Source organism: Rhodanobacter glycinis, assembly GCF_006438785.1.
Lineage (GTDB): Bacteria > Pseudomonadota > Gammaproteobacteria > Xanthomonadales > Rhodanobacteraceae > Rhodanobacter > Rhodanobacter glycinis_A.
This window is the reverse complement of record NZ_RCZB01000004.1, coordinates 413,486-422,917: the sequence shown is the minus strand read 5'-3', so window position 1 is coordinate 422,917 and position 9,432 is coordinate 413,486. Positions and strand designations below refer to the sequence as shown.

The 9,432-nt window shown below is 62.3% G+C and carries 7 protein-coding genes; all 7 read right to left on the bottom strand.

Annotation, left to right across the window (positions count from 1 at the left end; all coding sequences use genetic code 11):
* Positions 1-243: DUF1153 domain-containing protein (locus tag EAH75_RS15730; protein WP_140651931.1), on the bottom strand; the 243-nt coding region annotated here is incomplete at its 3' end.
* A gap of 1,164 nt (positions 244-1,407) precedes the next feature.
* A complete protein-coding gene (locus EAH75_RS15725; protein ID WP_140806123.1) occupies positions 1,408-2,079 on the bottom strand; it encodes an FRG domain-containing protein in 672 nt (223 codons plus the stop codon).
* 523 nt (positions 2,080-2,602) lie between these two features.
* On the bottom strand, positions 2,603-3,007 hold the full coding sequence (locus tag EAH75_RS15720; protein WP_140806122.1) for a hypothetical protein: 405 nt from the start codon (positions 3,005-3,007) through the stop codon (positions 2,603-2,605).
* Between the two features lie 420 nt (positions 3,008-3,427).
* Positions 3,428-4,099: an XAC0095 family protein gene (locus tag EAH75_RS15710; protein ID WP_140806120.1), complete on the bottom strand. Its 672-nt coding sequence runs from the start codon at positions 4,097-4,099 to the stop codon at positions 3,428-3,430.
* 640 nt (positions 4,100-4,739) lie between these two features.
* Positions 4,740-5,585, bottom strand: coding sequence for a sulfotransferase family protein (locus tag EAH75_RS15700; RefSeq protein ID WP_140806118.1), 846 nt, complete (start codon positions 5,583-5,585; stop codon positions 4,740-4,742).
* Between the two features lie 81 nt (positions 5,586-5,666).
* Complete coding sequence (locus EAH75_RS15695) at positions 5,667-6,674, bottom strand: LacI family DNA-binding transcriptional regulator (RefSeq protein ID WP_140806116.1); 1,008 nt, start codon at positions 6,672-6,674, stop codon at positions 5,667-5,669.
* A gap of 16 nt (positions 6,675-6,690) precedes the next feature.
* Positions 6,691-9,429, bottom strand: a complete 2,739-nt coding sequence (locus tag EAH75_RS15690) for a glycosyl hydrolase 2 galactose-binding domain-containing protein (RefSeq protein ID WP_140806114.1) — start codon at positions 9,427-9,429, stop codon at positions 6,691-6,693.
* Positions 9,430-9,432: the final 3 nt, after the last annotated feature.

Here is a 9,432-nt window from a genome sequence, read left to right as displayed (position 1 = left end):
GGCTTCTTGCAGATCCTTCAGCTGCCGCTCGTACTGCTCGCGCACGTCCTCGGGCTTGGCACGAAGGGCGTTTTCCATGCCCCGCTTGCCATCCTCGACCCAGCTCTCGATCTCCGACGGCGGCAGGTCGAACTGACGACTCGCCTCCGATAGCGTGGTCTTGCCCTGGATAATTTCCAGCACCAGCGCCGACTTCCGTCGCGCTGTCCAGCGTTTGATCTCTTCGTCCATTACTGCGCTCATCTGTGTCTCCTCGGAAAGGTAACACCTGAGCAGGAATTCACTGGGTCATTACATTGATAGGTAAGAAATGTAGTCGGCAGCGGCTGGGTTTGCGGGGTCTTTGAATCCGTCCGCGACCTTGGCCCGGAATCCTGTCGAACGGGACTGAAAGAGCCGAGCGCGGCACGCCGCGAGCCAGACGCCACACTAAAAGAGCCGGCATTGGCACTCGGAGAGCCAAGCGCCTCAGGAAAAGAGCCAAGCCTGCCACTCGCGGCAGCCATGTTCCGCCGAAAAAGAGCCGCGCTCGGCTGGGAAATACCTGGCGTCGAGACTCGGCGAACCAGGCGCCGGTGGCAAAGAGTCGGGTTTGGTACTCGGAGAGTCGCGGGCGGGTCTTTTTTCCGGTGCGAAGAGCACCTCCAACTATCGGGCTAGGTTCACTTACTGCCGTGAGAAGGTGAACCTAGCCCCGATCTTGTCAAGCAAGCTCACAGCTTCAAGCGCCGACCGATGAACATCCCAATCAAGGCGCCGGCCGCGCAAAGGGCAAATGCAAAGTCACCCAGCCCCCATGCAGGCGCCACCTTCATCGAGAACTGGGAGGCGAGCAACCAAGGCAGAAAAAATACCAGCACTCCGGAGACCAGAAGGCCGACGTATGCACTCGCCCTGAGCACTCGCGGTCTCAGAGCCGATGCCCTTCTCGGTGTAGCTTCGTAAGCCATAAGCCCCGCGGAACGGTTGGAAACTATAGAGGCGGATCTTACGCCGTCGCGCGGCATTAGTTGTCCCATGTCCCGCTTTCGGCCAGGAGGGTCGCTCGAAAGTCCACTCTGACCCTAGCTTTGGACGTCCAAATGGTGCTTCGGCTGATCCCCGGGCACCGGACAGTCCGATGAACGAACGAGGTCTTCGGGTGCGGTTTATACACAGGTCCGAGCCAGTGGCATCGGTTCAACAAGACCGATTACGGAAATGCAGTCTGACATTCGTTGCAGCACGCATAGCACTGACGCGCACGACGCAGCAAAGAGGACAACACGATGACCAACAGTGGCCCGAAAGCTCAGGGCAAAAGACTCATGCGTCTGGGCTTGATCGGAAGTCTCTTACGGAATAGTTAGGCATTTGCATAGTAAATGTTCGACTAAAGTTTACGATCGAAAAACCAATTATTGCATGCTACCGTTCGGTGCTATAGCGCCACGCAATTTCTCCCGCTAGTCCGTCTAGTCCTGGGAAAAGCGAACCTAACGAGACACCGTAGCGGTACAGCTGCTCCCTCAATGCGTGGCGTTTGCTCGACGGGATGATTGCTTTCCGAATATTTTTCGAGACAAGTACAGAAGCGGGGTCAGGATGAACAGTAAACAGACCTTTTTGGACAACAATTCGTTGCGTAATGTGCGAAGGGCGGTAGCGTGATACACAATCCACGGTAAAAGGGTTTGGCGATTTTTTCTCGTCTACGGTTTGCGATGTCGTAAATGAGTAAATCGCGCTGTCATCATCAAAGTCACGTGCCACGGCAAAATAGGCGGCAACTAAAGGATTATGTGTCCAATCGAGCAGGCGCGTTGGGAGTCCGTGATGCTGCGCTAAAGCTAGCCATTCCCAATTGCTCTGTGGTAGCGAGCTCAGATAGGGTACTGCAGCTTCCTTGAAAACCTTGAACACTCGTTGTTCATAGCTTGAGATTGATACGCCTTTTCGTAACTGAACACGTCCTAGGGTGGGCATAAGAGTGTGATTCGTCGCATCACGAACCCCTCGAAAAATTGGATATACATTCTTCACGGGTCTCGAAAATTCATGTAGATCTTCGAAGGATTCAATGATGACGTCGCTGGACATTCGTCGTGGGTCCGTTGTTGTGAAGCCTAACGCTGGAGTTAAGCGGCGGCGTAGCCGTCCGCCTTGAACGAAATGTTAGGCCTTACGCCGGCGTGACTTGATTAGCAAGTAGCCGATGAGTAGCGCTGGAACAGCGGCAACGCCCATCGCGATGGTACGTTGCGCCCAAACAATGGGGAAGGTTGGAATGTACAGTGCCGCAAAGATGACGGCTGTTGCCAACGCTGGAACCATCTTTCGCTTGTGCACGAGCCACGCAGAGACGAGTGCTACACAGCCGGAAAGAAGGAACACAATGCGCCACGGCATTGCCGAATTGGCGAAGTAGACAAGTGCAGGCCAGCGGGTAGGGATCGCTCCCAGGAAGGTCAATGCGGAGCCAATGACTGGCCATAACGATAGCCACACGAGCAAGGTGATGACTACGGTCCCGAGGGATGAGGTTGGCGAGTTTCTATCCATGAGGCCTAACGCTAGAGTTAAGCGGCGGCGTAGCCGTCCGCCTTGAACGAAATGTTAGGCATCATGGCACTTCGACTGGGCATACAGCTGGGCTTGCAACATATATTTTTGAGTTAACGCGCATAACGCCGTCTCGGTAGGCTTGAATGTTGTCGACAGCACCAGCTTCGACAACGGTGAGCAAATTTGTCTCTTTGCAAAGCTCCAACTCTACGTAAGAACCAGCTGAACCGCTGCTACCTGCAAAAGTGACAAAGACCAGATGCCGGTCGTGAGCAGCGATAGCAGATGAGACCAGCCCATGAGCAGCGTCCGTGTAGCCACTTTGAGTTGGATGTTGCCGATTGAAAGCGCTTAAGTACGCACGAGAAAGATCGATTGCCAAGCGCTGATCGTAGTGAAATGCATCAGCTGCGTAAGCGCTGATACTGATGAAAACCATAAGGGCTGCAAGGAGTCTCTTCATGAGGCCTAACGCTAATTAGACCCCAAAAGTGGGGTGTTGCGCAGAGTATGCGGACGTCGATCAAGGCTGCACAAGGGAAACTTCCTATAGACCTTCAGGCCCTTGCGACGCTGCGTGGCGCGATGAGGGGAGGCAAGCTGCTGGTGTTATCCGACGATTCTTAGGGTGTATGAGTTACGCAGGCGAAAGTGTGGGTGTAACGGAGGCGAAAACGCCGCGACTGCTGGATCAGGTACGTGCCCGGTTGCAGCTGAAGCATTACAGCGTACGAACCGACCGGGCAACAAAGGGAACGGAAGTAATCAATCCAATTTAGCTACCTCCGTTCTCTTTGATCCCCTTTTATTCTTTCATTGCTTTCAGGGGACGGGATCCGCGCCAGCGAGCACGGCTGGTTCGCTGGCGCACGGTGCTGCGCCGCTACTGGTAGGTGGGCAACTGCCGCACGATGGGCGACACGCTGCCCATGGGTAAGCACGTCGGGAGTACGCCGTAAGTGGCCCACTCCTCGCGCACACCGGGTTTCGTAGCGTGCAGTGGCCCCAGCTTCTGCCCCTGCACGGCGCTCATGATGTCGCGCAGCTTCTCCACGTCGCGGACGATGGCATCGCCCATGATCGACAGCGTGACGTCGGATAACTCGGCGTGATCGCTGCAGGTCACCACATTGCCAAGGGCCCGCAGGCTGCTCAGCAGCAGGTTGATCTCGTCGATTTGATCCAGGGTGACGCCGACGAGGAGGCGGTTACCGGCCTCATCCATCACCGGCTCGGCGACCTCCGGTTGCGGGGCTTGAGTGCAAGCCTTCGCGTCTGCGTCGGCCTCGCCTGCTGCCGCCGTTTCACCACGCCTTGCCGGCCAGGAAAGTTCGCCCAGCACCTGAGCGACCTGCTCCTCCAGCAGCTCCATGCAGATCGCCACTTCGCCCGGGCGAATCTCCGCGAAACACTCCATTCCCTCGTCCGGCCTACGCGGTCGCGCCAGGTTGGCGAGAAACTCCACATACTCGCGCAGCTGCTTCAGCCGCAGCTGGCTGTCCTCCGGCAGGAAATACCCCATCGTTGCCAGATCATCCGATTCGATCGTCGACATGCTCGCCTCCTCGCACCATGAAGTACCCGTGCACGCCGCGACGGCGGACGGGAAGTCGGGAGGTTAGAAACCGCGAACAGACGGCGGGCGTATTCCCCTTGCGGGTGTTGTATTAGCCGCCCTCCCGACGCAGGCATCGCGTCGGTCTGTGCTCGCGATACACGAGCACAAAAAACCCACCGGTTTGACGGAGGTGGGGACCGCTGTTCGAGGAGTTTCTACGCTCCTTGTATTCGAGTCTGCTACCGCCGTGGAGGGGTGTCAAGACAGGTCTGTGGCTATCCGCGTCGTCCATGACACGGTCGAGAACCTCACCCGTTTTTGATTGCCGTTGCCGTTGCTGTTGCCTTTGATCTTCAATCCCTTGTGAGGCGGTGAGTCGTGGACGACAGGCCCGCAGGGGAGTCGACACGATGTCGACTCCTTTTCGCCAGCACAGGGATGTGCTGTCGAAAAGCCCGGCCGCGGCTCACGGACTTGCCGGGCGCAGCCCGGCAAGCGCCGAGGAGGGTGGCCTCTCTTTTGGTGACTTTTCTCTGGCCACGCAGAGAAAAGTTACTCGCCCTCCGCAGGAGGACGAAACGCTCTTGCTCCACATGGTTTTATCAATATCGGAAACCGCAAAACGGCAGCGCCCGTCCTACACGATCGGCACCTGACTAACATTGTTCTTCGGATCCATCCAGAACGACTCGTTGACGAAGCGGGCGAAGATTTCGCGCGGCAGGATCGAGGTGCGTTCGATAGGTTCCACCTTCGGGCGCACGGTATGCAGCCCGGGCATGCCGACGCGGGCGTCGAACTCGTCGGCCTGGAAGGCGATGTTGTCGAAGTCGTGTTCGAACCAGGGCTCGCCGATGAACTGGTAGACCGCGCGCATCGCCGCCGAGGGATTGCGCACCAGGCTTTCGTAGGTCAGCAGCAGCAGGTGGCCCGGGGCGTACTGGCCGTAGAACGCGTCCTTGGTCGCCTGGAAGGCAAACCCCACCATGCCGCGCGGATCGGTCAGCGCCTCGACGCGCGAGTACACCGTGGTGTTGGTGTCGAAGCGGAACACCTTGCTGACGTTGACCGGTTGCTTGCGCACCAGCCGCTCCATGCTGTCGAGCACCCAGGACAGCTGGCGCACGCACGCGATCACCTTCGCCCCCGGGAACAGCGTGTCGAGCAGCGGCATCCGGCTGCACCACAGGCGGCTGGTGTCGAACACCACGCCGGCGTCCGCCTGTTCGGCGTAGAAGTTTTCGACCAGGCCGCGCAGCATCGCGGCGCGCTGGTCGTCGGAAACGTCGAAGGAGAAATCGTTCTTGCTGCTCGCCTCGGCGATCACCACGCCCATGATGTCGGCCAGCGGGCTGGTCATGCCGGCACGGAAGCGCGGGTTCTGGTTGAGGATGGCGGCCAGCAGGGTGCTGCCCGAGCGTGGCAGCCCGGAAATGAAGTGGAATTTCCGGGCCGGCGTGGTGGCGTCGTGGGCGGCGGGCATGCGGGCACTCTCCTGTGGATCAGTGACGGATAGGGCAGCAGCATACCCGGGCGGAACCTCACGGATGCCAGGGCAAGCGGGCTACGGGGTGCGAGCCGTCGAGGCGCGGATGCGCATCTGGTAATCGACCTCGACCATCGTGGCCTCGCCCTTGTTCAGTACGCGCCGCAGCAGTTCCTCGGTCGCGCGACGACCCATCTCGCGCACCGGTTGATGGACGGTGGTGAGCGGCGGCCACACCTGGGTCGCGATCGTCGTGTCGTCGAAGCCGCAGATGGAGATGTCGCGCGGGATCGACACGCCCGCCTCCGCGGCCGCCCAGATCGCACCGACGGCCATGTCGTCGTCGCCGGCGAAGACGGCGGTCGGCCGCAGCGGCAAGGCCAGCAGCTGGTGCATGGCCGCCACGCCGGACTCGAAGGAGAACCGCCCCTGCACCATGTACGCCGGGTCTTCTTTCAGTCCGGCGCACGCGAGGCCGTCGCGGTAGCCGGCCAGGCGCCAGATGCCGGCGCCGTGTTCGGGGTCGCCAAGAATGTGCGCGATGCGCCGATGGCCCAGTGCCACCAGGTGATCCACCATCGCCGCGGCGGCTTCGCGCTCGCGCAGCATCACGCCGATGCAACCCTCGGGGTGACGCGGCGCGATCGAGGCGAACGGCACGCCGTTCCGGTGCAGGCAATCGAGCAGCTGCGGGTGATCGGTGAGCGGCGGGGTGAGGATCAGCCCGTCGGGCCGCTGGCGCGACAGGATGTCCTCGACCCGCTCGACGAAGTCCGCCGCGGTGGACACCAGCGGCTGCACCATCATGCTGTAGTGCTGCGCCTCGCACGCCTCCAGCACGCCGGCCTGCACTTCCATGATGTAGCTGGGCGAGCGGTTGTCGTACAGCAGGCCGATCATGAAGGAGCGATTGGTGGCCAGGCTGCGCGCCGAGGTGAGCGGCCGGTAGTTGAGCTCCGCGATCGCGGCCAGCACGCTCTGGCGCATGACGGCGCTCACGTTCGGATCGTTGTTTAGCACCCGCGAGATGGTCTTCTTCGAGGTGCCGACGGCACGGGCGACGTCGGTGATGGTCACGCGCGCCATGCGGGTCTGTCCTTGTTCAATGGCTCATTCCCTGCGAAACATCCCGGTCCGGCGAAGCCTGCTGGAGGGTCAGCGGAACGCTGCGGGCGGGCGCGTTCCATCCGCTCACTTCGATGACCGGCGTTGCGTTCGCCTGCCCCGCGTAGCGCGCGGTCAGGGTAATCGATTCGCCGGGCCACAGCGTCACGTCGTTGTCGCTCCACAGAATCGGCAGCACCGGCTTGCCATCGGTGGATTGCCTGATCGACACGTGCTGGAACAGCGCCACGGCCTTCGACGACGCGGGCACCGTCAGCGTCACGCTGACCGTGTCCTGCGCCCCCGCGTGCTGCAGCGTGGCGCGCACCTCGCTGGTCGCGGTCGGCAGGGACTGCAACGCGGTGAGGTCCGCGTAGTGCGTCACCGGCGTGAGGTACCAGTTCGAATGCGCCCAATCGAGCGTGTCCGCTTGGGTGGAGAGCCAGTACACGTTGCGGCTGAGCGGGCGGGCATCGGCGGAGGCAAGCTCCAGTTCGACGAAGTATGTCGGCGACAGGCCGGCCGGCGCCGGCAGTGTCGCCACTTGGCGCGTGCCGTTGCCGGCCAGGTCGATGTGCTGCACGCGCTGCTCGTAACGCACGCTGCCGTCCAGGTTGCGCACGCGGATGCGCGCCTGCAGGCCATGCTGGTCGGTGAGCGTCTGGTTGACCAGCACCACCGCGCGCGTGTCGTATGAGTACTGGATGTGCACCGGCTCGTTGGCCTTCTTCGCGCCGAAGTAGGCGCCGGCCGGATTCATGTAGTAGTCGTACAGATGCCAGTGCAGCGACGGCCAGGCGTTGTTGAGCATCCAGTAGATCACGCCGGTCGAGGGGTTGGCTGCATCCCGGTGCGCGTTGAACGCCTCGAACTGGGCGCGGGTGTTGTCGTAGTTGTCGAGCTGCGCCTTGGCCACGTAGTCGGCGAGGCTCTTCGGTGCGCCATAGCGCTTGGCCAGCGCCGTGGCGAATGGCGCGATGCTGGCGAAGGTCGACCAGTCCGCGGCGGCGTGGTACTGGCGCAGCTCGGGGTGCTTCCACAGCGCTTCCTGTTCCTGCGGCGACAGCATGCGGGTGAGGTCTTCCAGCCGCGGGATGTCGGCGCCCGCGCTGGTTTCGGAATTGAAGCCGAACGCACCGCCCAGCTGGTCGGCGTACCAGTAGGAAGGCGGCACCCAGGCGTAGGGCCCGGTCATCTTCATGCCGGAAAGACCGGTCTCGGCCGTGCCCTTGTCGGTGGCCACCGCGATGATCGGCGCCGGCCAGTCCTCGACGTGCAAGGTATCGACGTACATCTTGGCGATGGGCGGCGGCGGTGGGTTGTCGCTGCCGATCAGGAAGCCGATCACGGACGGATGGTTGCGCAGCAGGCGCGCTTCGCTGGCCATCGAAGCCTGCGCCACCTTCAGGTCATTGGCGTCCCACGGCGCGCCACCGGTCTTCGCCGCCGACTCCCATTTGTCGCAGCATTCCCAGCCGGCCAGGATCATGATGCCGTCGCGGTCGGCGAGCTCGTAGAAGCGTGCGTTCTCCAGCTTGCCTTCGCTGCGGATGGTGTTGAGCCCGAGGTTGCGGACGTAGCTGAACTCGGCCTCCATCCGTGCGGGATCGTCGCGCAGGAACATGTCCGGCGCCCAGCCGCCGCCGCGGATCAGGATCGGCATGCCGTTGACGAGGAACTGGCGATAGCCCTGCTTCGTCAGCTTCGAGCTGACGCTGCGGATGCCGAACGTGGCGCCGGCTTTGTCGGAGGTCGCGCCATCGACGCTGGCGGCCAGTTGCAGCGAGTACAGCGGGTGGGCGCCCATGCCGATGGGCCACCAGACGTTCGGATGGCTGAGCTCGAGAGCCGGATCGGTCTTCGGCGTGAACGCGACGGTCTGCGCTTTGCCGGCGGCGAGATGGATCGTCCGCTGCAACGAAACGCCGGCGACCTCGCCGGTGATGGTCGCCTCGTGCGCCACCGCATCGAGGTTGCGTGCCTCCACCTTCACGGTCAGCGCGGCGTGCGCGAGATCGGGCAACGACAGCGTCGGCGTCACGTGCGCAAAGCGCAGCTGCACCGGCCCGCTCTGCACGATGTCGACGCCACGCCACGGGCCCATGTTGTTGTCCGGCGGCGTGGGGTTCCAGTCGACCCAGCCGATCGACAGGCTGCGTCGCGGGTCGGCCGGGTGCACGCGCAGCGCGAGGATGTTGCTGCCCGCGTGCACCCACGGCGTCACGTCGAGCTCGTGCACGGGATAGGCGCCGGCAACCGTGGCGTGGTCGGCGACCAGGTGCCCGTTCACCCACACGTCGGCGCTGGCGATCATGCCGTTGGTGCGCAGCAAGGTGTGCAGTCCGTGCGCACTTTCGGCGAGGATGAACTCGGTTCGATACCACCAGGGGTTCACGAACAGGCTGCCGCTGGCATCGGGCGCCTGCACAGCGCGCAGGTTGTCGCTGTAGAACACGTCTTTGTACGCGCCGTTTTCCAGCAAGCCCGCCATCACCGTGGCGCGGCCGCTGACCGGGTACCAGCCTTGGGTGGAATAGCCGGAGCTGGAAATCTTGGCGCCGCTTTCCTGCGCCTTGTCGCTGGCCTGGATCTGCCAGCCGGCCACGGCGGTGGTGGCGCCGGCGCCACCGTCCACCCGCGTGGGCGCGAAGGCGGTGGCGGCGCGAGCGGGCGCAGCGACCGTCGCGGCCGCCAGCGCCGTCATGGTCACGAACAATGTTTTGGCCAGGATGCGCATGGC

Excerpts from the sequence above, each read along its gene's own strand:
- EAH75_RS15725 (WP_140806123.1), bottom strand. The coding sequence starts at position 2,079 with ATGTCCAGCGACGTCATCATTGAATCCTTCGAAGATCTACATGAATTT.
- EAH75_RS15720 (WP_140806122.1), bottom strand. The coding sequence starts at position 3,007 with ATGAAGAGACTCCTTGCAGCCCTTATGGTTTTCATCAGTATCAGCGCT.
- EAH75_RS15710 (WP_140806120.1), bottom strand. The coding sequence starts at position 4,099 with ATGTCGACGATCGAATCGGATGATCTGGCAACGATGGGGTATTTCCTG.
- EAH75_RS15700 (WP_140806118.1), bottom strand. The coding sequence starts at position 5,585 with ATGCCCGCCGCCCACGACGCCACCACGCCGGCCCGGAAATTCCACTTC.
- EAH75_RS15695 (WP_140806116.1), bottom strand. The coding sequence starts at position 6,674 with ATGGCGCGCGTGACCATCACCGACGTCGCCCGTGCCGTCGGCACCTCG.
- EAH75_RS15690 (WP_140806114.1), bottom strand. The coding sequence starts at position 9,429 with ATGCGCATCCTGGCCAAAACATTGTTCGTGACCATGACGGCGCTGGCG.